The organism is Nocardioides guangzhouensis, from assembly GCF_004519545.1.
GTDB classification, from domain to species: Bacteria; Actinomycetota; Actinomycetes; order Propionibacteriales; family Nocardioidaceae; genus Nocardioides; species Nocardioides guangzhouensis.
In genome coordinates, this window is record NZ_SDKM01000003.1 from 138,476 (window position 1) to 157,549 (window position 19,074).

The window sequence follows — 19,074 nt, forward strand, 5'->3', positions numbered from 1 at the left end:
GAGGTCACGACGCCCGTTGGCGGGGGCCCGCCGGTGCGCCCGAGGCGCCGTCGGGATGGCCCTCGGCGACGCAGGCGCACCGGCGCAAGCGGGAGGTGCAGCACGAGTGGATCCCGAGCCGGCAGGGCGTGCACAGCGTCGGCGTAGCAGCCATCGCAGTCCCCGTCATCTCGCCGTTCCCCGTGTCCCCGTGGCCCGACGGCCGTGCCACCGCCGCCGCACCTCCCGAGACCCCCTGAAAGGACCCAGTGTGCGACCGTCGGCTCCCGGTCGGCCATGCCGACTTGGGGTTGGCCCGTCCGGGCCACGAGCCGATCCGGGAGGCCCTCGGGTCGGGCGGGGGCGCCCACCTAGGCTGCGGGCATGGACCTGCTGCTGATCCGGCACGCCCAGACCCACTCCAACGTGAGTCGGGCCCTCGACACCGCCCTCCCCGGCGCCGACCTGACCGAGCTCGGGGAGCGTCAGGTCGCCGACCTGGCCGGCCACCTCGCCGACGAGGAGATCGACGCCGTGTGGTGCTCGCCGGCGCTCCGGGCCCGGCGTACGGCGATGGGGCTGGCGGAGCCGCGCGGACTCGAGCCCCGCGAGCACCCGGGCCTGGTGGAGATCTCCGCCGGTGACTGGGAGATGTCCTCCGACGACGCGCACGCCGACGCCTACCGGGACGGCGTGGTTGCCGGGCTGGAGGGCCGCCAGGGCCCGATCGTGCCCGGCGGCGAGTCGGCCGCCCAGGCGATCGCGCGCTTCGACGGCGCCGTCGACCGGATCCGGGCGGCCGGGCACGACCGGGTGGCCGTGGTCAGCCACGGCGCGATGCTGCGGGCGTGGTGCGGCCTGCGGGTCGCGAACGTTCCGGTCGAGCTGGTCCGGGACCGGCCGCTGGGCAACACCGGCCTGGTCCGGCTCCGGGCCCACGGCGACGGCTGGATGGCCACCGAGTGGGACACCGAGGTGGTGGAGCCCGGCGGCGAGGCCGGGCCGGCCGCCGAGCCTGCCTGACTGACTGAGTGAGCGTCAGTCCGCGGTCGAGCCGGGTTCCAACCTGCTCCCTCGCGCCAGGGAGGCGCCCGCGACCACGAGGCTGTCGCGCCCGATGACCGTCACGGCGTCGGGCTCCTCCGGTCGACCCGGCTCCCCGACCGCCGCGCCCGCCTCGACCCGGCAGCGCTCGTCGACCACGGCGTGGTCCACCATCGCGCCGGCCTCGACCACCGTGTCCGCGAACAGCACGCTGTCGCGCACGACGGCCCCCTTCGCCACCACCACACCGGGTCCGAGCACCGATCGCTCCACCCGACCGGTCACCCGGCACCCGGGGGAGAGCAGGCTGTCCACGACCTCGCCGCCGGCCAGCACGCGCGCCGGGACGCGCTGCGGATGGCGGGTGAGGATCGGCCAGGCCGGGTCGTCGAAGATGCCCACGTCGTCGGTGAGCAGGTCGTGGTGGGCGGCGAGGTACTTGTGCGGCTCGCCCACGTCGCGCCAGTACCCCTCGAGCGGGTGTGCGACCACGTGGTGGCGGGCCACGAGCCGGGGGAGCAGGTGCTCCCCGAAGTCGCCGAGCCCGGTGTCTCCCTGCGGAGCTTCGGCCGCCAGTTCCCGGTGCAGGTCCTCGAGCACGGCGACGAGGACCTCGGGCCGGTAGACCATGATCTCCGCGGCCACCGTCGTGCCGGGCGGGTCGTCGGGCTTGTACCAGAAACCGGTCACGCGGCAGCCGTCGTCGACCTCGACGCACGCGTGGTCGCCCGCCTCGTCCAGCGGACGCTGCGAGGTCACCACCACGCAATCCGCACCCGAGGCGTCGTACGTCGCCAGGGCCTCGCCGTAGTCGAATCGGTAGACGTGGTCGGCGCTCATCACCAGCAACGCGTCGGGACCGAACGCCCGGACCTGGTCGCGCAGACGGTAGAGCTCGTCGGCGTTGCCACGCGCGAACCCCTCCTCGTCGGTCGAGCCCGTGCCCTCCTGCGGCATCAGCAGGCGGAGTCCACCGCGGTTGCGGTCCAGGTCCCACGGGCGGCCGTTGGCGACCTCCTGCTCGAGGGTCGAGCCGTGGTACTGCACCGAGAGCCACACGTCGGTGATCCCGCTGTTGGTCAGGTTGGACAGCGGGAAGTCGACGAGCTGGTAGGTGCCCGCGAACGGAAGCGCGGGCTTGGCGCGCTCACCGGTCAGCACGTCCATGCGGCTGCCGGCACCACCGGCCTGGATGATCGCGAGCACGGGTCGGCGGGCCATGCTGCATGGTGGCACAGTGATCCTGGGTACGGGCCGCCTGACGACCCGGGAGGACCAGGAGGAGAAGGCATGGCCGAGTACGACGCCGACCTGCAGCGCGCGGTCGACGCGACGTCCGTCGCCAAGGACGCTGGCGAGGTGGACCTCGTGCAGTACCTCCGCGAGCAGCTCGCGGAGCGCGATATCGAGACCGCCGACGAGGACTGGCTGCGGCGCGTGGTCGCCGGGATCGAGTCGGATCCCAACTACATGGTCGAGAGCGAGCCGAGCGACTTCGTGGCCCGGGAGGACAGGGACGACCCCACCGGTTGAGCCGCGGCGGCCAGCCTCCCGCCAGGCCCGCGACCCGTGCCCGGCACGCGGCACGCGGCACGGCGATGCCGTCGTTGTCAGGAGACGACGGCGGGTCAGCTGTCGGCGCCTTGTCGCGTTTCCAGGCCTGCACCGGCCCCGGGCAGGTAGTCGGCGAAGGGACTGGTCCGGAACCAGTGGACGAAGCGGCGCCGCAAGGCCGGGGATCCCTCCAGCCGCAAGCTGCCGGCGCGCAGGGCTTGCGGGTAGGTGGTCCGGCGCAGGTGCAGGTCGACCAGGGTCCGGGAGTCGGTCTCGCACAGCAGGTCTTCCGTGAGGCCGACGCTCCGCGTGCACAGCTCAGCCTGTGGCCGGCGAAGCAGCATCCAGTAGTCCTTGGCTGGATGGTCGTCCAGCCGGACCCGAACAGTCGTGGTACCTGACGGGAGAGCATCGACGTCCACCAGCTTGACCGTTGCCCACAGGATGTAGGCCGGTTCCAGGTGACGCGGCTCCATCTCCAGCCATCGGGCACCCCATTGTCCGAGCGCGTCGCAGACCGGGCCCAGGGCGCGCCCCATCTCGGTCAGCTCGTAGGTGGCGCCACGTCCGCTCGCCTTCGCGTTCCGGGTCAGGATGCCGTGACGCTCGAGCAGCTGAAGCCGTTGGGTCAGCAGCGCGGGCGGAATGCCCGGTGCCCCCTGACGGATCTCGTTGAAGGTATGACAGCCGTTGAGCAGGTTTCGCACGATGACCGGCGTCCAGCGTTCTGCCAGCAGCTCGGAGCTGCGGGCGATCGGACAGAACTGACCGTAGTCACCCACCCAGCCACTGTCTCGTGCGAGCACCCCGGGCAGCAACTTCAGATCCTGATGTTGATCGTCGCCGGGTGGTGGCCGACGCTGGAGAGACGGCGAAGGGAGTGGTGGGTGATGTTGGTGGCGGGAGAAGGACGCGTCGTTCGGCCAGGTGAAGGGCGTTCGGTCGATCTCGGCGTGGTGTCCATGCGGGTGCTCGCTGCCGGCGAGGCGGCCACCGACAGGTCCTTCACGCTGGCGGAGTTCTCCGGTGTCGGAGCGGGTCCGTGGACGGTGCCACATCTCCATCGCGGGTTCGAGGAGTCGTTCTTCATCCTCGACGGCTCCTTCTCCGTCACCATCGGAGAGCAGGTCACCGAGGCCACCCCTGGCATGTACCTGCTCGTGCCTCGTGACACGAGGCATGCCATCACCGCGTCCGACGGGGGCGGGCGGTTCCTGACCCTGATGGTGCCCGGCGGGTTGGAGGAGATGTTCTTCGAGCTCGGTACCTTGCCGCCGAACGCCATTCGCGACCCGGTCGCGCGCGCGGCCATCTCGGCGCGATACGACTCCGTCCCGGTGTGAGCCCTCGGGCGGTCGTACTCGCCGGCGCTGGAACCACCCAGGTGGAGGCCGGGTCGCGGGATCAGCCGCGGCCGAACAGGCGGGAGAAGAACCCGCCGCCCTCAGGCCTGGGGTGGCCGGCGCAGCGGTCGGACGCGGCGACTCCGGCGAGCACCTGGTCGACGTGCATGCCGCAGCCGGCCCAGGTGGTCTTGCCGCACTGCTTGCAGAGGACGGGTCGGCACATGGTTCGGGTTCTCCTCGGGGTTGAGCTGATGGGTAGCGGGTCAGACGAGCGCGGGAAGGGTGTGGACGGCGGTCGCCGCCGCCACCGCGAGCACCAGTCCGGTGAACGCGGCGGCGAGCCGGCGGGGGTCGGAGCGCGAGGCCAGCCGGGAGCCGGCCAGCGAGCCGACCACGGCGGTGGCGGTGAGGACGGCCACCGCGCTCCAGTTGGGGCTGACGCCGGAGCCGGTACGGACCAGCAGGGCGGCGGTGCTGGTGACCGCGATCACCACCAGGGAGGTGCCGGCCGCCTCGGCGACCGGGATGCCGAGCGCCAGCACCAGGGCGGGCACGACCAGGAAGCCGCCGCCGACGCCGAGGAACCCGGTGAGCAGGCCGACGCCGGTGGCGGTGACCAGCACCCGCAGGGCACGCGGGCAGCGGCAGACGAAGGCCGGCCGGAAGGCCACGATCGGCTCCTCCGGGGAGGTGCGGTGGGTGGGCGCGCTGCGACGCACGAGACGCACCGCCATCATCGTGCCGACCACCAGCAGCAGCACCGAGAACGCGGCCATCAGCACGGTGTCGCCGACGTGGGTCGAGAGCCGGGCGCCGAGCACCGCGCCGCAAGTCGCGACCCCGCCGAAGGCGAGCCCGCGGGCCAGCAGCACGCGTCCCTCGCGCCGAGCCGCGACCGCGCCGGCGACGGCGCCGAGCCCGACCACCACCAGGGACCCGGTGGTGGCCTGCGTCGGCGTCTGGCCGAGCGCGTAGACGAGGACCGGCACGGCCAGGATCGAGCCGCCCCCGCCCAGCGCGCCGAGGCCGACGCCGAGGGCCACCCCGGCGACGACCGCGACCGCGAGCAGGGACAGGGTCACCCGGCGACCTCCGCCATGAGGCCGGTGATCGGAAGCCCGGCCGGGGCGGCCCGGCCGAAGTCGTCGTCGACCGCGACCGGGCGACGCCCGGCCGCGGCGAGCAGGGACGCGGCGATCGACGCGCGGTACCCGCCGGCGCAGTGCACCCACACCTCGCCCTCCGGCACCTCGGTGACCCGGGCGGGGAGCTCGTGGAGGGGGACGGTGAGCGCGCCGGCGATGTGGCCGGCCTCGTGCTCCTCGCTGCGCCGTACGTCGAGCACCACGACCTCGCGGTGGTGCCGGACCTGGGCGAGGTCGGCGAACGTGGCGGTGGGGTACGACGCGAGCGGGCGGTCGCTCCAGTCCTGCGGGCGGCCGGTGGCGTGCGCCACCGGCCGGTCGATCCCGATCCGGACCAGCTCGCGCTGCGCGTCGGCGACCTGCGCCGGCGTCTCGCCGAGCAGGGTGAGCGGGGTGCCCCAGGGGATCAGCCAGCCGAGGTACGTCGCGAAGCTGCCGTCGAGGCCGAAGCTCAGCGTGCCCGGCGCGTGGCCGGCCGCGAAGGCGGTGCGGTGCCGCAGGTCGACCACCCACTCGCCGGCCTCGATCCGCCGGCGCAGCTCGGTGGCGTCGGCGAGCGCGGGCGGGCTCAGGTCCGGGGCGCCCGGGCCGGCGGCGTTGGCCGGCGCCATGTGGGCGTAGTAGGCGGGCCAGGCGCCGAGGCCGTCGAGCAGCGCGGCCACCCAGGTCTCCTCGTCCTGGGTCAGCGCCGGGTTGACCCGCTTCTCGTGTCCGATCGTCGACGTGGCGTCGGTCTCGGCGTCGACGCTGGTCGAGCAGAACGAGCCGAAGCCGTGGGTCGGGAAGACCGCCGCCTCGTCGGGCAGGGCGTCGGCCAGCCGGCGTACGGACGCGTGCTGGTGGCGGACCAGGTCGTGGGTGTGGTCCGGCCCGAGCAGGTCGGGGCGCCCGGTGGCGCCGTACAGCAGGGAGCCGCCGGAGAACACGGCGACGGACGCGCCGGTGGGGGTGTCGCGCAGCGCGTAGGACAGGTGGGTGAACGTGTGGCCGGGGGTGCTGAGCGCGGTCACCGCCATGCGCGTGCCGACCTCGAGGGTGTCGCCGTCGGCGACCGGCACCCGGTCGAAGGAGACCTCGTCGGCGCCGTTGACGACGTACGCCGCGCCGGTGGCCTCGGCGAGCGCGAGGCCGCCGGTCACGTAGTCGTTGTGGATGTGGGTCTCGAAGACGTGGGTGAGCCGCACGCCGTGCTCGTCGAGCAGCGCGAGCACCCTGTCGATGTCGCGCTGCGGGTCGACCACGAACGCCACCTCGCCGTCGTGGACCAGGTAGCTGCGGTCGCCCAGCGTCGGCGTGTCGAGGGTGAGGACGACGGGGGCGGTGGCCATCAGAGCCCCCGCTCGACCGGCCGGCCGGACGTCATCCAGTCCCGGGTGCCGTCGGCCACGGAGTAGGCCTCGAACCCGCGGGCGCAGAGCAGGTCGGTCATCGCCTGGGAGCGGTTGCCGCTGGCGCAGACCACCCAGACCGGGCGGGTACGGTCGAGCTCGTCGACGCGGGCGGGCAGCTCCCCCATCGGGACCAGCCGGGCGCCGGGAATGTGGGCCTGGACGTACTCGTTCCCCTCACGGACGTCGATCAGGGTGCCGTCGGCCTGCCGTTCGGCCAGGCGGTCCACCGTGATCGTGGGCGTCGACTGTGACATCGGGAGCTGCTCCTTCGGGAATACCTAGGGGGGTATGGTTACGTTGTCACGATAACACCCCCCGGGGTATCGTCAAACCGGACGAGCCCCAGATCCGACGAAACCGCAGACGTACCGCAGGAGACATCGTGAGCACCATCCAGCTCGGCGCCGCCAACTTCGAGGACACCATCAAGGAGAACGAGGTCGTCCTCGTCGACTTCTGGGCGTCGTGGTGCGGCCCGTGCCGCCAGTTCGCCCCGATCTACGAGGCTGCATCCCAGGTCAACACCGACTTCGTCTTCGGCAGTGTGAACACCGAGGAGGAGCGCGAGCTCTCGGCGGCCGCCCGGATCACCTCGATCCCGACCCTGATGGCGTTCAAGTCCGGCCAGCTGGTCTTCGCCCAGCCCGGCGCGCTGCCGGCACCGGCGCTCGACCAGCTCATCCAGGCGGTGCGCGAGCTCGAGCTGCCCGACGAGGACGAGGCTGTCGACCAGTCCACCGCCGACCAGGACGGAAACCGCTGATGGAGCTCGACCCGACCGAGATGACCCCGGTGATCAACCGGATCAAGCGCGCCCAGGGCCAGCTCGCCGGCGTGCTGCGCATGCTCGAGGAGGGCCGCGAGTGCGAGGACGTGGTCACCCAGCTGGCCGCGGTCTCGCGGGCACTGGACCGGGCCGGGTTCGCCATCGTCGCGAGCGGGCTGCAGCAGTGCCTGACCGCCGGCGACGACATGGACAGCCTCGACGTGAAGAAGATGGAGAAGCTCTTCCTCTCGCTCGCGTGAGGCTCGCTGTGAGCGGGAGCACCTGTTTTGTGTCATTGCGACACACAACACACCCGGAATGGAAACAATGCGTTCACAGACCTCGTTGAGACTGGTGACTCGACATCCAGTCGCAAGGAGAAGAAATGTCCGAGCCGCGCAGCCTCGTCCATGAGCTGAACGACCTGCACGCGTCGTACGTCGCCGCCGTCAACGAAGCGGTCGCCGACGACGACCTGGCCCGCGCCGACCGCCTGGCCGCGGAGTACGACGCCGAGGCCATCGCGCTCATCGCCGAGCGCGAGGGCAAGACCCACCTGCTGCCGATCCGCCGTCCGGCGGAGCCTGACACCCCGCTGCGGCGGCTGGTGCGCCGGCTCAGCGCCGGCCGCGCCGCCTGACCCCGCTCGAGAAGCACCCGCACGGGCAGCGTCGCCCGGGCGAGCGGACCGGTCACGAGTCGAAGGATTCTTGACCGGTCCGCTACCTTTTCCTGCGAGGGGAGTACTTCCACCGCCCCAGGCCGGTCAGTACGGCGTCCCGTGCGGCGCCCCGGCTGGGGGCCCGGCCGCACCGCGGACCGGGTGAAGGAGACCTCGGAACGTCACCGCTCCGAGGAGACCCATGGACAGCATCGGCACCCCTGCCCTCTGGACGGCGTCCATCGCCGTCGTCATCGGCCTGCTGGCCCTCGACTTCGCACTCACCCGCCGCCCGCACGACGTCTCCATGAAGGAGGCACTCGGCTGGTCGGCGTTCTACATCGCCCTGCCACTCGCCTTCGGTGGCTTCGTATGGGCGCAGTACGGCTCCGACCGCGGCGTGGAGTACCTCACCGGCTACCTGGTCGAGAAGTCGCTCAGCGTCGACAACCTCTTCGTCTTCATGCTGCTGCTGGCGGCGTTCGCGGTGCCCCGCGAGCTCCAGCAGCGGGTGCTGCTCTACGGCATCGTCGGGGCGCTGGTGCTCCGCGGCATCTTCATCGCGCTCGGCGCGGCCGCCCTGTCGGCGTTCGAGGCCGCGTTCCTGGTCTTCGGCGCGATCCTCGTGGTCACCGCGGTCAAGATCCTGCGCGACGCGCTCTCCGGCAAGGACCACGCCGTCGAGGTCGGCCGGCTGCGCAGCGTCCGGGTGGCCCGTCGCTTCTTCCCGGTCACCGACGCGTACGACGGCCCGCGCATGACCGCACGCCTCGACGGCCGCCGCGCGCTGACGCCGCTCGCGCTGGTGGTGCTCGCGGTGCTGGCCACCGACATCGTGTTCGCGGTGGACTCGGTGCCGGCGGTCTACGGCATCACCGCCGACCCGTTCCTGGTGTTCGTGACCAACGCGTTCGCGCTGCTGGGCCTGCGCGCGCTCTACTTCGTGCTCGAGGGTGCGCTCAGCACGCTGACCTACCTCGGCCACGGGCTGGCCGCGATCCTGGCCTTCATCGGCACCAAGCTCGTGCTGCACTGGGCGCACCTGACCTGGCCGTCGGTGCCGGAGATCCCGACCCTCGCCTCGCTCGGCGTCGTCGTCGGCATCCTGGCCGTGACCGTGGCCGCCAGCCTGCTCGCCGGCCGGAGCGCCGACGGCAGGGAGGACCGGGCCGACCGGGACGACCTGGCCGGGTCGGAGGAGGTCAGCGACCCCGACGCGTCGTCGGGTCGCCCGGAGAGCTCGTCAGCAGGTCGGCGATGAGCGTGTCGACGTCGCAGTACGCCGACTCCGCGCCGTACGGCACGAGCCGGGCGGACGCCTCGAGGAACGCGTCGACGTCGTCCCGCTCGGCCTGCACCATCACCCTGCCGTCGGGCGAGATGAGCTCGACGACCACGACCCACGAGCCGCCCGGGCCGACCGACGGCCACACGTGGACGTCGCCGTGGCCGACGGCCACCCGGGTGCCGTCGTGCAGCAGGTCCCGGCCGAGCAGCCAGCGCACCGGGTCGTCGTCGCCGTGGAAGACGGCGGCGACCGCATAGGGGTCGGCAGGGTCGTACTGGAGCTCGACGGTGATCGGCGCCATGCCCGAGTCGGCGACAAACGCGTGCATCGGGAGGGCGTGGGCGACGGTCGCGTCGCTCGTGTCCTCGTTCATGGGCGCATGGTTTCCTTCCGACCGGGCATCCCGACAGACGCCGAAGGCTGATCTTGCGCTAGTGCAATGGCGCCAACCACTCCCGACCGATCGGTTGGCCGACATGACTAGACCGCGGCGATCGGACCGGCCGGTAGCCGGAGGTGACCACGTGCGGGGTCCGGTCGGTCTACGGTGACGCGCATGAGCCAACGGGTGCGGCTGCGGCCGCTGGAGCAGGGGGAGCTCGGCGAGCCCTGGGACCACGACGCCGAGCACGACGACTTCGGACCGCGCGGCGGCTACCTCACGCCACCGCCGTGCTCGCTCGACGAGCAGGGCGTGCTCGGCATCGAGGCCGACGGGGAGCTGGTGGGCGTGGTCAGCTGGGTGTGGCAGCGCTGGGGACCGAACGCCGGATCGCGGAACCCGATGATCGGCGTGTGGGTGCAGGCCGGGCACCGGGGCCGCGGCCACGGCACCGAGGCGCAGCGACAGCTCGTCGACCTGTTCTTCCGGCACACCCCGGTCAACCGGGTCGAGGCGCACACCGACGTCGAGAACATCGCCGAGCAGCGGGCGCTGGAGAAGGTCGGGATGACCCGCGAGGGCACGACCCGGGGCGCCCAGTGGCGCAACGGCGCGTTCCGGGACGGCCACTCCTACGCGGTGCTCCGCGCGGAGTGGCCGACCGCCTGACCGGTCGCGCCGTCCCGGCCTACCCGGCGTACGCGCGTGCGACGGCGGCGCCGAACGTCGCGTTGTTGCGGACCAGCGCGATGTTCGCCTCGAGGCTCTCGCCGCCGGTGATCTCGACGATCCGCCCGAGGAGGTACGGCGTGGCCTCCTTGCCGTGGATCCCGCGCGCGTCCATGTCCGCGAGCGCCTGGTCGATGATGCTGCCGATCCGCTCCGCGGGGATCTCCTCCTTGGCGGGGATAGGGTTCGCCACCACCAGGCCGCCCGCGAGGCCGAGGTCCCACTTCGCGCGCATGATCGCGGCCACCTCGTCGGCCGTCTCCACCCGCATCGGGGCGCGGAAGCCGCTGCTGCGCGAGTAGAACGACGGGAACTCGTCGGTCCCGACCGCCAGCACCGGGACCCCGAGCGTCTCGAGCGTCTCGAGGGTCAGGCCGATGTCCAGGATGCTCTTCACGCCGGCAGAGACCACCGCGACGTCGGTGGTCGACAGCTCGGTCAGGTCGGCGCTGACGTCGAAGGACTGCTGGGCGCCGCGGTGCACGCCCCCGAGCCCGCCGGTCACGAACACCTTGATGCCGGCCAGCGCGGCCAGCCGCATCGTCGAGGCGACCGTGGTGGCGCCGTGGCCGCCGCGCGCCACGACGTACGGCAGGTCCCGGATGCTCACCTTGTCGACCTCGCCGCTGCTGGCCAGGAGCTCGAGGTCGTCGTCGCCCAGGCCGACCCGGGGGGTGCCGTCGAGCACGGCGATGGTCGCCGGGACGGCGCCGGCCGTCCGGATGATGCCCTCGACCTCGCGCGCCATCTCGACGTTGCGCGGGTACGGCATGCCGTGACTGATGATCGTCGACTCCAGCGCGACCACCGGCGCCCCGGCCCGCAGCGCCTCGGCGACGTCGTCGGTGAGCCGGAGCGATGGATGGGGGGTCGTCATGCGAAGCCTCCGGAGGTCTTCTCGAGCAGCGCCGGCGTCAGGTCGGTGCGCACCGTGTCGTCGCTGGCGATGGTGAGCGCGGCGGCCGCGTGGCCGAGCCGGGCCGCCTCGAGGGGGGACCTGCCGGTCAGGACGCCGTGGCACCAGGCAGCCAGCATCGCATCGCCGGCGCCGGTCACGTCGACCACCCGGGTCGGGATCGCGGGCAGGTGGGTGGCGCCGTCCGGGCCGGACAGCAGGGAGCCGCGCTCGCCCTCGCGCACCCACACCCAGGTCACGCCCTGCTCGTGCAGGCGGGCGCAGGCGGTCGCGACCTGCCGCTCGTACGTCGTGGGCAGCCCGGTCAACGCGGCGAGCTCGAGGTGGTCGGGGGTGACCAGGTGCCAGGGCTGCCGGCCGCCGAGGAGGGCTCGGCACCGTTCGGCCTTGGGCACGCTCACCGGGTCCAGGACCAGCGGCCGGTCCCCGGCGGCGCGCGCCGCAGCGGCCATCGTCTCGGGGGCCAGGTTGCCGTCGAGCACGACCAGGTCGGCCCGCGACAGCAGGTCGCCGGCGGCCTGCACGTGGCTCTCGTCGATGGCGTCGACCGCGGCCATGTCGGCGACCGCGACCAGCAGCTCGCCGTCCGCGTCGAGCACCGCGGTGTAGGAGCCGGTCGGCCGGTCCAGCCGCGCGACGTGCTCGACGCCCACGCCGGCCTCGGCCGTGCTGCGGACCAGCTGGTCGCCCAGCGGGTCGTTCCCCACCGCCGAGACCAGGTGGGTGGCGATGCCCAGGCGGGCGAGGTTCTCCGCGATGTTGCGGCCCACGCCTCCCGAGCTCAGGCGGGCACTGCCCGGGTTGCTGGTGCGCGCCACCGCGCGCACGCTGCTGCGTGCCTTGACGTCGACATTGGCTCCCCCCACCACAACGACAAGGGCCTTGGCCTCTGTCATGGCGACATCCTGTCAGTCGTCCGCCTCAGGAGGGTGGATGGACCCCCGTGAGTCGGACGACCCGTCGTGACCCGGCGGGCCGGACGCGACGTACGCGCCGATCGACTGCGCGCAGTCGCACACCAACTACCCGAAGCTGCTCGCGAAGGAGCTGGGGTGACGACGTTCCGGGACGCCACCTGTGGCTCGGCCACGACCGACGAGTTCTACGCCCCGCAGGAGGACCTGCCGCTCGGCGGCACCCACCCCGCGCAGCTCGACCGCTCACGGCGAGCACCGACCTGGTCACGGTCGGCGTCGGCGGCAACGACGCGGGCATCGCCGGCGCGGCGATGGACTGCTGGAGGAGATCCACCGGCGCAGCCCCGAGGCCCGGGTGCTGGTCGTCGACTACCTGGCCGCGGTGCCGGAGCACGCCTGCTACCCGCTGGTGCCGGTCACCGAGGAGGACATGGTCTACCTGCACGCGACGTTCCTGAAGCTGAACGCGATGGTGGAGCGGGCCGCTGCCGCCGGGGGAGTCGAGCTCGTGGACACCTTCACCCCGACGCTCGGGCACGACGTGTGCCGGGACCCGACCGTGCGGTACGCCGAGGTGTACGGCCCCTCGGTCAACGGTCCGGCGCTCGGCGTCCCCGCGCACCCGAACTCCGCCGGGGCCGCCGCGCAGTTCCGTGCCGTGCTCGCCCACCTGGACGGCGGCTGACCGGCCCCGCCTACGCTTGGTTGCATGGGCCACGAGTTCGACCGTGACATCGAGATCGACCATGCCGCTGACGGCACCTACGCCGCCGACCTGGCGCCCGGATGGGTGGTCGGCGGCGGCATCAACGGCGGGTACGCGCTGGCGGTCATCGGCAACGCGCTGCGGTCCACGGCCGGCTCCAGGCCCGACCCGATCGCGGTCAGCGCCTACTACCTGAGCGCGACCACGCCCGGGCCGGCCACCGTCGCCACCCGCACGCTCCGGGAGGGCGGTTCGGTCACGACGCTCGCCGCCGACCTCGCCCAGGACGGGCAGCAGCGGATCACCGCGCTCGCGACGTACGGCGCCCTCGACGGGCTGCCCGACGACGTCCGCACCACCGCGACCGAGCCGGACCTGCCACCGCTGGAGGAGTGCCTGCCCTCGTCGATGGCACCCGAGGAGGTGCTGCGGATCGCGCCGCTGATGCAGCGCTTCGACTTCCGGATGGACCCCGCGTACGCCGGGTGGGCGGTCGGGAAGCCCAGCGGCAGCGGCGTCATCCAGGCCTGGTTCCGGCTGGCCGACGGCCGCGAGCCCGACCCGATCTCGCTGCTGATGACGCTCGACGCGCTGCCCCCGGTCACCTTCGACCTCGGCATGCCCGGCTGGGCGCCGACCCTGGAGCTGACCGCGCACGTCCGCGCCGTGCCCGCGCCGGGCTGGCTCAAGGTGCGGCACGCCACCCGCAACCTGGCCGGCGGGATGTTCGAGGAGGACTGCGAGGTCTGGGACTCCACGGGCCGCCTGGTCGCGCAGAGCCGGCAGCTGGCCCGCCAGCCGCGGTCGGTCGAGGGTGGTTGAGGAGCGAGCGCCCTCCTCAACCACCGGAGAGGCGTGACCGGCGCACTCCGAAGACCCACCGCCGTCCCGGCCACTCCGAGACCGACCACAACAGGTCGGTCGACGGCCAGAAGCTGATGTCCTCCGGCCCCATCGGCAGCGCCCAGCGGTGCCGGCGCCACTGCCCGGGCCGCCCGACGTACAGGCTGCCGAGGCCCCAGGGGCCGCGCGAGCGGGTGACGTACCACGTGCCCCCCACCACCGCCGCCCCCTGCATGTTGCCGACCCCGCCCTGCTCGAGCAGCACCGGCCGGGCCAGGCCGTCCTCGCCCGGGACGAGGTGCATGGTCTCCGGGTCGAGCGGATAGGAGAGCAGCCGGGTGGTGGCGCCGCCGCGGCCGTACTCGCCGGCCACCAGCTCGGGGTGGTCCCCGGAGCGGTTGAGCGACAGGAACGAGTAGCGGACCTGCTCGAACCCGTCGTCGGAGGCTGACCGATAGGCGAACCGGACCGGCAGGACGTAGCGGTAGCCGTACGTCGACACCAGCGACTCCTGGCACCCGATCCGCTCGCGGTCGGGGTCGCGGAGCTGGTCGGGGACCCGCAGGATGTCGTCGAGCCGGGCGGTGAACAACCCCTTCCGGGTGGCCGCGACGTGGAGGTACGGCCCCGCCCACGCGATGCCCCCGGCGTGCACGTCGAGCCGCTCCAGCCGCAGCGAGCCGTCCGCGCCGTACGTCGGCACCACCAGGAGCACGTGCCGGTAGCGGCGCCGCTCGAGATCGATGAAGGAGATCCGGCTGCCCTTGCCGACCCCGTCCTTCTCCTTGGCGTACCAGCTGACCGCGAGCACCTTCCGCCCAGCGATGTCCTCGGTGTCGGAGGCGTCGGCCGAGGTGGTGATGCCCTGCGGCCACCAGCGCCGGTCCCAGCCGTCCCGGCTCCGCCAGCGCAGGCCGGTGCGTGCCTCGAGCGCCGGCACCGGCCACCGCCGCATCCGGTGCGGCAGGTCCGCGAGCAGCCCGTCGAGGCCGACCCGGCCGCCGAGCCGCTCCGCGAGCGCGTCGATCTCCGACACCGCCTCGCCGGTGCGCCGCAGGTGGACGCCCTGCACGAACTGGAACGCCATGCCGCCACCGTAGCGACGCCCTGCGCACTGCCGATCGAGGAGCGAGCGACGGCCACCGCTGGTCGAGGAGCGAGCGCCGGCGAGCGTCTCGAAGCCGAGGTGGGTTGCGGGGTGGTGGTTTCGAGACGGTCGCAGAGCGACCTCCTCAACCACCGGGGTCGCGCCAGGTCCACCGCTGGTCGAGGAGCGAGCGCCAGCCACCGCTGGTTGAGGAGCGAGCGCCAGCCACCGCTGGTTGAGGAGCGAGCGCCAGCGAGCGTCTCGAAACCGAGGTCCTGTGGGTGGCTTCGAGACGGGCTCGTTCCCTCGGCCCTCCTCAACCACCGGGAGGTGCGGCCCTCCTCGACCACCGAAGGCCGCTAGCCTCGGCTGGCGTGAGGCTCGTGGTCGGCGCGGCGGTGGTACGGGACGGACGCGTGCTGGCGTGCCGGCGTACGTCGCCCCCGGAGGCCGCGGGGCGCTGGGAGTTCCCGGGAGGCAAGGTGGAGGCGGGCGAGTCGCCCGAGCAGGCGCTCGTGCGCGAGCTCGCCGAGGAGCTCCGGGTGCCGGTCACGGTCACCGGCTGGCTGGACGGGGTGGCCGCGATCGGGGAGACCCACCAGCTGCGGGTGGCCCTGGCGACTGTTGTCGACGGTGCCGAACCCGACCCGGTCGAGCACGACGCCACCCGCTGGCTCGGGGTCGGCGAGCTGGACGACGTGGACTGGCTGGAGCCGGACCGGCCGTTCCTCGCCGAGCTCGCGGCGTACCTTGAGTGAGGAGCGGACGGAGGCGTGAGATGCAGCTGATCGGGTTCCTGGGCGGGATGAGCTGGGAGTCGACGGCGGAGTACTACCGGATCGCCAACGAGCTGGTGCGGGACCGTCGCGGCGGCCTGCACTCCGCACGGTGCGTGACCTACTCGGTCGACTTCGCCGCGATCGAGCGGATGCAGGTCGAGGGCCGCTGGGAGGATGCCGCCACCGCCCTGGTCGCGGCCGGACGCTCCCTCGAGGCCGCAGGCGCGGACCTCCTCGTGCTGTGCACGAACACCATGCACAAGGTCGCGGACGCCCTCGAGAACGGCGTCGACCTGCCGCTGCTGCACATCGGCGACACCACCGCGACCGCGGTCGCGGGCGCCGGCGTACGGCGGGTGGGGCTGCTCGGCACCGGGTTCACGATGGCGCAGCCGTTCTACGCGGACCGGCTGCGCAACAGCGGCCTCGAGGTGGTGCTGCCCTCGGCGGAGGACCAGGAGACCGTGCACCGGATCATCTACGACGAGCTCTGCCTCGGCGTGGTGAAGGACGAGTCGCGGGATGCCTACCGCGACGTGATCCGTCGACTGGTCGACGACGGCTCCGAGGGCGTGATCTACGGCTGCACCGAGATCGAGCTGCTGGTCGGGCCCGAGGACAGCCCGGTGCCGACGTTCCCCACCACCCGGCTGCACGTGGAGGCGGCGGTCGAGCGGGCGCTCGCAGGGGGCGGCGTCCGGCGGCCCGACCTGCCCTGACCGGCCGACGTCCGACCGGCTCAGCGCCCGCGGGCCCGGTCGGCCGGCACCGGTGCCTCCGTCGGCGCGACCGCGGACGGGCGGCCGATCGCGGTGGCCACGGCGACTCCGACCACCGCCACGGCGAGGCCGACCAGCTCCCGCGCGGACAGGGTGTCGCCGAGCACCAGCCAGGCCAGCAGCGCGGTCACCGGCGGCATCAGGAAGAAGACGCTCGACGCCGCGCTGGCACCGCCCTCGCGGGCCAGGATCCCGAGCAGGAGCAGGCCGATGATCGAGTTCACGACCGCCAGGTAGAACACCGAGACCACTGCGATCTGCGGGTCGCGGACCACGTCGGTGCCCTCGACGACCAGGGCCAGCACGAAGACCGGCGGGGCGGAGACCCCGAACTGGATGGTCGCCGACCAGAGCGGGTCGGGGGCGTGGCCGATCCAGCGCTGTCCGAGCGTCCCGAAGCTGAGCCCCAGCACGCCGATGACGGCGAAGGTGAGGCCGAGCGCGCCGCCGGCCTCGTCGACGTCCGGTCCGAGCACCAGCAGCACGCCGGCCACCCCCACCAGGAATCCGACCGCCTGGCGCAGCGACAGCCGCTCGTGCAGCAGCAGCCAGGCCAGGATCGCGGTGAGAACGGGGGACAGGGAGTGCAGCAGGGCGCCGAGGGTGGCGCCGAGCCCGGCGTCGAACGCGAGGTACATCGCGCCGAACTGCACGCCGTTCATGACGAGGCCGGTGAGCGCGATCCGCACCGCGTCGGGCCGGCTGACCCGCAGCGGGCCCCGCAGCACCCGCGCCAGGATCGCGACCAGCACCGTCGCCAGCGCGAAGCGCAGGGCCACCAGCATCAGCGGGGACATCCCCTGCACGCCGTACGGACCGGCGATGTAGCCCGACGACCACACCAGCACGAAGCCGGCCGCCGGGAGCAGCGGCAGGCCGCGGACGGGAGTCGGGGCGTGGGTGGGCACCGTCAGCACGCTATCCGCTGCCGGGGCGCGCGGGCACCGGCCGTCCGGACGGGGCAGGATGGTCCCGTGCGAGGGATCTTCTTCGAGGAGGACGACGCCCGGGCCGTCGAGGAGCGCCTGCTCCGCGAGGGCTGGGAGGCGTCGGTTGCCCGCGAGCGCCTGGCGGGGGAGGACGACGACGAGGACCAGCCCTGGGCGGTGCTCAGCGACGCGCCCGCGCTGGTCTTCGAGCTGCTGGTCGACGAGTACGACGGGTGGCTGGACACCGACGCCGATGACGCCGGCGTGCCAGGTCCGGCGGGGTCGTCCCTCGCGCCGCCGGACCTGCCCACCGGACCGAAGCGGCTGAAGAGACCCTGACCGCATGGAGGTGTCCCGCCGCGGACGACGGGACACCTCTGTCGCGCAGCAGGCGTGCTAGCCCGTCGGCTCGGTGTAGGCCGGGACCTCAGGCGGCTCGGTCATGTGCCGACGCTGGGCCAGGTAGACCGGGATGCCGAGCAGCAGCGACCCACCCGCCAGGATGAACGGACTCCAGTAGAGCCAGAACCCCTCACCGGTGTACCGCGAGTACCAGATGAACAGCACCGAGAACACCAGCGACAGCCCGGCGACCGTCATGTCGCGGACGAACCGCGGGGTCTGCATCGCCCGGTGGTCCGCCCAGCGCCACTTGAGCTGTGCGAGCGCGGAGAAGGCGTAGGGGATCGCGGCGGTGATGCCGGTCATCAGCACCAGGACCGTGAACACCTGCGCGCCGTTGGCCCCCAGGTAGTTGACGACCGTGGCCACGGACGCGAGCACCGTGGACGCCACCAGGCCCCAGGCGGGAACGCCGCGCGACGAGATCCGCTTGAACTGCTCGGGGAACAGGCCGTCCTCGGCGGCCGCGAGCGGCATCTCGGCGCAGATCATGGTCCAGCCGTTGAGCGCCCCGAGGCCGGAGATGATCACCGCGATCGCCATCGCGTCGCCGGCCCAGGTGCCGCCGAAGATCTCGTTGGCGGCGTCGGAGAACGGGGCGTTCGCGTTCGCGAGCGTCGACGTGGGCAGGATCCCGAACACCGCGACCAGGGAGAGCATGTAGACCACCGCGGTGGCCAGGGTGCCGAGCACCGTGGCGCGCGGGATGTTCCGCTCCGGGTCGCTGACCTTGCCGGCCGCGACCGCAGCGGTCTCGACACCCAGGTAGCTGAACAGGGCGATGGCCATGCCGCCGCCGATCGCGGCCCACGCGCTCTCGCCGCTGACGTTCCATGGGGTGAAGTTCGCCGTCGAGATGAAGAACAGCCCGACGGTCGACATGAACGCGAGCGCGACGAACTTGATGATGGTGGTCACCACCTGGACCGCTCCCATGTTCTTCACACCGGACAGGTTGACCAGGGCCGGCAGCCACAGCCCGACGAGGACCAGCACGACCGACCACAGCTTCTCGTGGCCGGTGTTGACGAAGTGCTCGACGTAGAGCACCCAGCCGACCGCGATGGCGGCGTTGCCGGCCCACGCGGTGATCCAGTACGACCAGGCGTTTGCGAAGCCGAGCCCGTTGCCGAAGCCCACACGCGCGTAGGCATAGGGACCGCCGTCGGCCGGCAGGCGCCGCGACAGCGCGGCGAAGAGCAGGGCAAGAGCGACGGCACCGACCGTGGTCAGGGCCATCGACGCCAGCGTTATGGGGCCGTAGCCCGCCAGCGACGTCGGCAGGTTGAAGATGCCGACGCCGACGATGCTCCCGACGATCAGCGCCATCGCCGTGGGCAGCCCGAACTTCCTCGGCTCCGCTCCGGGAGGGGGCTCGGACGGTGTGGAACCCGAGACGGGATCGGAGATGCGGTGGGACATGACGCCTCC

General features: G+C 72.8%; 25 protein-coding genes. 13 read left to right on the top strand and 12 right to left on the bottom strand.

The annotated features are described in order from the left end of the window. Positions 1-363: 363 nt before the first annotated feature. Positions 364-1,002, top strand: coding sequence for a histidine phosphatase family protein (locus EKO23_RS03200; RefSeq protein ID WP_134713999.1), 639 nt, complete (start codon positions 364-366; stop codon positions 1,000-1,002). A 15-nt stretch (positions 1,003-1,017) separates the two neighbouring features. On the opposite strand, the gene EKO23_RS03205 is transcribed toward EKO23_RS03200, so the two are convergent. Beyond that, the gene (locus EKO23_RS03205; protein WP_134714001.1) at positions 1,018-2,244 is read right to left on the bottom strand and encodes a glucose-1-phosphate adenylyltransferase family protein; all 1,227 of its coding nucleotides are present in this window, start codon (positions 2,242-2,244) and stop codon (positions 1,018-1,020) included. Positions 2,245-2,313: 69 nt separating this feature from the next. Between EKO23_RS03205 and EKO23_RS03210 the strand changes: the two genes are divergently transcribed. Beyond that, positions 2,314-2,556, top strand: a complete 243-nt coding sequence (locus EKO23_RS03210; RefSeq protein WP_134714003.1) for a hypothetical protein — start codon at positions 2,314-2,316, stop codon at positions 2,554-2,556. 95 nt (positions 2,557-2,651) lie between these two features. Here the strand turns inward: EKO23_RS03210 and EKO23_RS25020 are convergent, their stop codons facing one another. Continuing rightward, the gene (locus EKO23_RS25020) at positions 2,652-3,359 is read right to left on the bottom strand and encodes a winged helix-turn-helix transcriptional regulator (protein WP_167880299.1); all 708 of its coding nucleotides are present in this window, start codon (positions 3,357-3,359) and stop codon (positions 2,652-2,654) included. 180 nt (positions 3,360-3,539) lie between these two features. Here EKO23_RS25020 and EKO23_RS25025 point away from each other — a divergent pair, with 180 nt between their 5' ends. After that, on the top strand, positions 3,540-3,920 hold the full coding sequence (locus EKO23_RS25025) for a cupin domain-containing protein (protein WP_246050879.1): 381 nt from the start codon (positions 3,540-3,542) through the stop codon (positions 3,918-3,920). A gap of 61 nt (positions 3,921-3,981) precedes the next feature. Here EKO23_RS25025 and EKO23_RS25030 read toward each other — a convergent pair whose 3' ends face one another. Genes EKO23_RS25030 through EKO23_RS03230 form a run of 4 tightly spaced genes read right to left on the bottom strand, consistent with a single transcriptional unit; the run spans position 3,982 to position 6,713 of the window. Beyond that, entirely contained in the window at positions 3,982-4,146 is a 165-nt protein-coding gene (locus tag EKO23_RS25030; protein WP_167880301.1) for a hypothetical protein, read from the bottom strand. A 40-nt stretch (positions 4,147-4,186) separates the two neighbouring features. Next, the gene (locus tag EKO23_RS03220; protein WP_134714007.1) at positions 4,187-5,005 is read right to left on the bottom strand and encodes a sulfite exporter TauE/SafE family protein; all 819 of its coding nucleotides are present in this window, start codon (positions 5,003-5,005) and stop codon (positions 4,187-4,189) included. Beyond that, complete coding sequence (locus EKO23_RS03225; protein WP_134714009.1) at positions 5,002-6,396, bottom strand: MBL fold metallo-hydrolase; 1,395 nt, start codon at positions 6,394-6,396, stop codon at positions 5,002-5,004. The genes EKO23_RS03220 and EKO23_RS03225 overlap by 4 nt, the downstream gene beginning before the upstream one ends. Beyond that, the gene (locus tag EKO23_RS03230; RefSeq protein ID WP_134714011.1) at positions 6,396-6,713 is read right to left on the bottom strand and encodes a rhodanese-like domain-containing protein; all 318 of its coding nucleotides are present in this window, start codon (positions 6,711-6,713) and stop codon (positions 6,396-6,398) included. The genes EKO23_RS03225 and EKO23_RS03230 overlap by 1 nt, the downstream gene beginning before the upstream one ends. A gap of 128 nt (positions 6,714-6,841) precedes the next feature. Between EKO23_RS03230 and trxA the strand changes: the two genes are divergently transcribed. The 4 genes from trxA (at position 6,842) to EKO23_RS03250 (ending at position 9,147) form a co-directional block, all read left to right on the top strand. Beyond that, positions 6,842-7,222 carry a thioredoxin gene (gene trxA / locus EKO23_RS03235; RefSeq protein ID WP_134714013.1) on the top strand — a complete coding sequence of 127 codons (381 nt, stop codon included), beginning with the start codon at positions 6,842-6,844 and terminating at the stop codon, positions 7,220-7,222. Next, the gene (locus EKO23_RS03240) at positions 7,222-7,485 is read left to right on the top strand and encodes a metal-sensitive transcriptional regulator (protein WP_134714015.1); all 264 of its coding nucleotides are present in this window, start codon (positions 7,222-7,224) and stop codon (positions 7,483-7,485) included. The genes trxA and EKO23_RS03240 overlap by 1 nt, the downstream gene beginning before the upstream one ends. A 125-nt stretch (positions 7,486-7,610) precedes the next feature. Beyond that, positions 7,611-7,865, top strand: coding sequence for a hypothetical protein (locus EKO23_RS03245; protein WP_134714017.1), 255 nt, complete (start codon positions 7,611-7,613; stop codon positions 7,863-7,865). 223 nt (positions 7,866-8,088) lie between these two features. Beyond that, positions 8,089-9,147, top strand: coding sequence for a TerC family protein (locus EKO23_RS03250; RefSeq protein WP_134714019.1), 1,059 nt, complete (start codon positions 8,089-8,091; stop codon positions 9,145-9,147). On the opposite strand, the gene EKO23_RS03255 is transcribed toward EKO23_RS03250, so the two are convergent. Beyond that, complete coding sequence (locus EKO23_RS03255) at positions 9,089-9,547, bottom strand: SsgA family sporulation/cell division regulator (RefSeq protein ID WP_167880302.1); 459 nt, start codon at positions 9,545-9,547, stop codon at positions 9,089-9,091. The genes EKO23_RS03250 and EKO23_RS03255 overlap by 59 nt on opposite strands. Positions 9,548-9,730: 183 nt before the next feature. Between EKO23_RS03255 and EKO23_RS03260 the strand changes: the two genes are divergently transcribed. Further along, positions 9,731-10,225, top strand: coding sequence for a GNAT family N-acetyltransferase (locus EKO23_RS03260; RefSeq protein ID WP_134714024.1), 495 nt, complete (start codon positions 9,731-9,733; stop codon positions 10,223-10,225). 19 nt (positions 10,226-10,244) lie between these two features. Here EKO23_RS03260 and EKO23_RS03265 read toward each other — a convergent pair whose 3' ends face one another. Both EKO23_RS03265 and EKO23_RS03270 read right to left on the bottom strand, forming a co-directional pair. Continuing rightward, positions 10,245-11,162 (bottom strand): pseudouridine-5'-phosphate glycosidase, encoded by a 918-nt coding sequence (locus EKO23_RS03265; protein ID WP_134714026.1) that lies wholly within the window; start codon positions 11,160-11,162, stop codon positions 10,245-10,247. Then, positions 11,159-12,097, bottom strand: a complete 939-nt coding sequence (locus EKO23_RS03270; protein WP_134714028.1) for a carbohydrate kinase family protein — start codon at positions 12,095-12,097, stop codon at positions 11,159-11,161. The genes EKO23_RS03265 and EKO23_RS03270 overlap by 4 nt, the downstream gene beginning before the upstream one ends. Positions 12,098-12,278: 181 nt before the next feature. Between EKO23_RS03270 and EKO23_RS26390 the strand changes: the two genes are divergently transcribed. Both EKO23_RS26390 and EKO23_RS03280 read left to right on the top strand, forming a co-directional pair. Further along, positions 12,279-12,803, top strand: a complete 525-nt coding sequence (locus EKO23_RS26390) for a GDSL-type esterase/lipase family protein (protein WP_134714030.1) — start codon at positions 12,279-12,281, stop codon at positions 12,801-12,803. Between the two features lie 24 nt (positions 12,804-12,827). Then, positions 12,828-13,646 (top strand): thioesterase family protein, encoded by an 819-nt coding sequence (locus EKO23_RS03280; RefSeq protein ID WP_134714032.1) that lies wholly within the window; start codon positions 12,828-12,830, stop codon positions 13,644-13,646. Positions 13,647-13,662: 16 nt separating this feature from the next. On the opposite strand, the gene EKO23_RS03285 is transcribed toward EKO23_RS03280, so the two are convergent. Further along, positions 13,663-14,754, bottom strand: a complete 1,092-nt coding sequence (locus EKO23_RS03285; protein WP_134714034.1) for a hypothetical protein — start codon at positions 14,752-14,754, stop codon at positions 13,663-13,665. A 374-nt stretch (positions 14,755-15,128) separates the two neighbouring features. Here EKO23_RS03285 and EKO23_RS03290 point away from each other — a divergent pair, with 374 nt between their 5' ends. Together EKO23_RS03290 and EKO23_RS03295 are read left to right on the top strand one after the other, a co-directional pair. After that, complete coding sequence (locus tag EKO23_RS03290) at positions 15,129-15,512, top strand: (deoxy)nucleoside triphosphate pyrophosphohydrolase (RefSeq protein ID WP_167880303.1); 384 nt, start codon at positions 15,129-15,131, stop codon at positions 15,510-15,512. A 20-nt stretch (positions 15,513-15,532) separates the two neighbouring features. Then, positions 15,533-16,252, top strand: a complete 720-nt coding sequence (locus EKO23_RS03295; protein ID WP_134714036.1) for an aspartate/glutamate racemase family protein — start codon at positions 15,533-15,535, stop codon at positions 16,250-16,252. 20 nt (positions 16,253-16,272) lie between these two features. Here EKO23_RS03295 and EKO23_RS03300 read toward each other — a convergent pair whose 3' ends face one another. Next, positions 16,273-17,220, bottom strand: coding sequence for a DMT family transporter (locus EKO23_RS03300; RefSeq protein WP_167880304.1), 948 nt, complete (start codon positions 17,218-17,220; stop codon positions 16,273-16,275). A gap of 66 nt (positions 17,221-17,286) precedes the next feature. On the opposite strand from EKO23_RS03300, the gene EKO23_RS25035 reads away from it, so the two are divergent. After that, complete coding sequence (locus tag EKO23_RS25035) at positions 17,287-17,580, top strand: hypothetical protein (RefSeq protein ID WP_167880305.1); 294 nt, start codon at positions 17,287-17,289, stop codon at positions 17,578-17,580. A gap of 57 nt (positions 17,581-17,637) precedes the next feature. Here the strand turns inward: EKO23_RS25035 and EKO23_RS03305 are convergent, their stop codons facing one another. Further along, positions 17,638-19,065 carry an APC family permease gene (locus tag EKO23_RS03305; protein WP_134714040.1) on the bottom strand — a complete coding sequence of 476 codons (1,428 nt, stop codon included), beginning with the start codon at positions 19,063-19,065 and terminating at the stop codon, positions 17,638-17,640. Positions 19,066-19,074: the final 9 nt, after the last annotated feature.

Bases quoted from the DNA above. Each gene is read 5' to 3' on its own strand.
- EKO23_RS03270 (WP_134714028.1), bottom strand. From the start codon at position 12,097: ATGACAGAGGCCAAGGCCCTTGTCGTTGTGGTGGGGGGAGCCAATGTC.
- EKO23_RS03250 (WP_134714019.1), top strand. From the start codon at position 8,089: ATGGACAGCATCGGCACCCCTGCCCTCTGGACGGCGTCCATCGCCGTC.
- EKO23_RS03295 (WP_134714036.1), top strand. From the start codon at position 15,533: ATGCAGCTGATCGGGTTCCTGGGCGGGATGAGCTGGGAGTCGACGGCG.
- EKO23_RS03210 (WP_134714003.1), top strand. From the start codon at position 2,314: ATGGCCGAGTACGACGCCGACCTGCAGCGCGCGGTCGACGCGACGTCC.
- EKO23_RS03280 (WP_134714032.1), top strand. From the start codon at position 12,828: ATGGGCCACGAGTTCGACCGTGACATCGAGATCGACCATGCCGCTGAC.
- EKO23_RS03245 (WP_134714017.1), top strand. From the start codon at position 7,611: ATGTCCGAGCCGCGCAGCCTCGTCCATGAGCTGAACGACCTGCACGCG.
- EKO23_RS03265 (WP_134714026.1), bottom strand. From the start codon at position 11,162: ATGACGACCCCCCATCCATCGCTCCGGCTCACCGACGACGTCGCCGAG.
- EKO23_RS03225 (WP_134714009.1), bottom strand. From the start codon at position 6,396: ATGGCCACCGCCCCCGTCGTCCTCACCCTCGACACGCCGACGCTGGGC.
- EKO23_RS03285 (WP_134714034.1), bottom strand. From the start codon at position 14,754: ATGGCGTTCCAGTTCGTGCAGGGCGTCCACCTGCGGCGCACCGGCGAG.
- EKO23_RS03205 (WP_134714001.1), bottom strand. From the start codon at position 2,244: ATGGCCCGCCGACCCGTGCTCGCGATCATCCAGGCCGGTGGTGCCGGC.
- EKO23_RS25030 (WP_167880301.1), bottom strand. From the start codon at position 4,146: ATGTGCCGACCCGTCCTCTGCAAGCAGTGCGGCAAGACCACCTGGGCC.
- EKO23_RS03230 (WP_134714011.1), bottom strand. From the start codon at position 6,713: ATGTCACAGTCGACGCCCACGATCACGGTGGACCGCCTGGCCGAACGG.
- EKO23_RS03305 (WP_134714040.1), bottom strand. From the start codon at position 19,065: ATGTCCCACCGCATCTCCGATCCCGTCTCGGGTTCCACACCGTCCGAG.
- EKO23_RS03260 (WP_134714024.1), top strand. From the start codon at position 9,731: ATGAGCCAACGGGTGCGGCTGCGGCCGCTGGAGCAGGGGGAGCTCGGC.
- EKO23_RS25025 (WP_246050879.1), top strand. From the start codon at position 3,540: ATGCGGGTGCTCGCTGCCGGCGAGGCGGCCACCGACAGGTCCTTCACG.
- EKO23_RS03200 (WP_134713999.1), top strand. From the start codon at position 364: ATGGACCTGCTGCTGATCCGGCACGCCCAGACCCACTCCAACGTGAGT.
- EKO23_RS03240 (WP_134714015.1), top strand. From the start codon at position 7,222: ATGGAGCTCGACCCGACCGAGATGACCCCGGTGATCAACCGGATCAAG.
- EKO23_RS03255 (WP_167880302.1), bottom strand. From the start codon at position 9,547: ATGAACGAGGACACGAGCGACGCGACCGTCGCCCACGCCCTCCCGATG.